The sequence below is a fragment of the Actinoallomurus acaciae genome, assembly GCF_042429965.1.
GTDB lineage: Bacteria > Actinomycetota > Actinomycetes > Streptosporangiales > Streptosporangiaceae > Actinoallomurus > Actinoallomurus acaciae.
Map to the genome: position 1 here is coordinate 1 of NZ_JBHLZP010000930.1, position 1,833 is coordinate 1,833.

1 rRNA gene is annotated in these 1,833 nt (G+C 58.2%); it reads right to left on the minus strand.

Annotation, left to right across the window (positions count from 1 at the left end):
* Positions 1-122 precede the first annotated feature (122 nt).
* A 16S ribosomal RNA gene (locus tag ACFFNX_RS49040) occupies positions 123-1,638 on the minus strand.
* Between the last annotated feature and the right edge of the window lie 195 nt (positions 1,639-1,833).

A 1,833-nucleotide genomic window follows, 5' to 3' on the forward strand; every position in this document is an offset into this window, starting at 1 on the left:
GAATAGCCAGTGCTCCACCTATGAGCAAACCCACCCACAAGACACTCGCTCGCGGCATGAGTCATGGACCTCAGCGTCCCGGCACCAAAACCGGTGACACCCAGGCCAGAGATGCTCCTTAGAAAGGAGGTGATCCAGCCGCACCTTCCGGTACGGCTACCTTGTTACGACTTCGTCCCAATCGCCGGCCCCACCTTCGACGGCTCCCCCCACAAGGGTTGGGCCACCGGCTTCGGGTGTTGCCGACTTTCGTGACGTGACGGGCGGTGTGTACAAGGCCCGGGAACGTATTCACCGCAGCGTTGCTGATCTGCGATTACTAGCGACTCCGACTTCATGGGGTCGAGTTGCAGACCCCAATCCGAACTGAGACCGGCTTTCCGGGATTCGCTCCACCTCACGGTTTCGCAGCCCTTTGTACCGGCCATTGTAGCATGTTTGCAGCCCAAGACATAAGGGGCATGATGACTTGACGTCATCCCCACCTTCCTCCGAGTTGACCCCGGCAGTCTCCCATGAGTCCCCACCACTACGTGCTGGCAACATGGAACGAGGGTTGCGCTCGTTGCGGGACTTAACCCAACATCTCACGACACGAGCTGACGACAGCCATGCACCACCTGTCACCGGCCCAAAAGGACCCCGCATCTCTGCGAGTTTTCCGGTGATGTCAAACCTTGGTAAGGTTCTTCGCGTTGCGTCGAATTAAGCAACATGCTCCGCCGCTTGTGCGGGCCCCCGTCAATTCCTTTGAGTTTTAGCCTTGCGGCCGTACTCCCCAGGCGGGGCGCTTAATGCGTTAGCTCCGGCACGGAGTCCGTGGAAAGACCCCACACCTAGCGCCCAACGTTTACGGCGTGGACTACCAGGGTATCTAATCCTGTTCGCTCCCCACGCTTTCGCTCCTCAGCGTCAGGTAAGGCCCAGAGAACCGCCTTCGCCACCGGTGTTCCTCCCGATATCTGCGCATTTCACCGCTACACCGGGAATTCCGTTCTCCCCTACCTACCTCTAGTCTGCCCGTATCCACCGCCAGCCCGAGGTTAAGCCTCGGGTTTTCACGGCAGACGCGACAAACCACCTACGAGCTCTTTACGCCCAATAATTCCGGACAACGCTTGCGCCCTACGTATTACCGCGGCTGCTGGCACGTAGTTAGCCGGCGCTTCTTCCCCACCTACCGTCACGTTAGCTTCGTCGGTGGTGAAAGAGGTTTACAACCCGAAGGCCTTCATCCCCCACGCGGCGTCGCTGCGTCAGGCTTCCGCCCATTGCGCAATATTCCCCACTGCTGCCTCCCGTAGGAGTCTGGGCCGTGTCTCAGTCCCAGTGTGGCCGGTCACCCTCTCAGGCCGGCTATCCGTCGTCGCCTTGGTAGGCCATCACCCCACCAACAAGCTGATAGACCGCGAGTCCATCCCCAGCCGAAAAACTTTCCACCACCAAGAACATGCGTCCAGTGGTCATATCCGGTATTAGACCCAGTTTCCCGGGCTTATCCCAGAGCCAAGGGCAGGTTACTCACGTGTTACTCACCCGTTCGCCGCTCGAGTACCCCGAAGGGCCTTTCCGCTCGACTTGCATGTGTTAAGCACGCCGCCAGCGTTCGTCCTGAGCCAGGATCAAACTCTCCGTTAAGGCCAAACGACAACCACCCCCAAAAAAAGGCAGCTGCCAAACCCAGAAGAAAACAATCCCAGCAAGAAAAATCTTGCCAAAGAAATCCAAAGACCAAACCAGCCAACCCACCACAAAAGGCAGACCAACCAGCCCAGCCGAGGACCAAAAGGCACTGGCTTTTAACACACTGTTGAGTTCTCAAGAAACGGACAC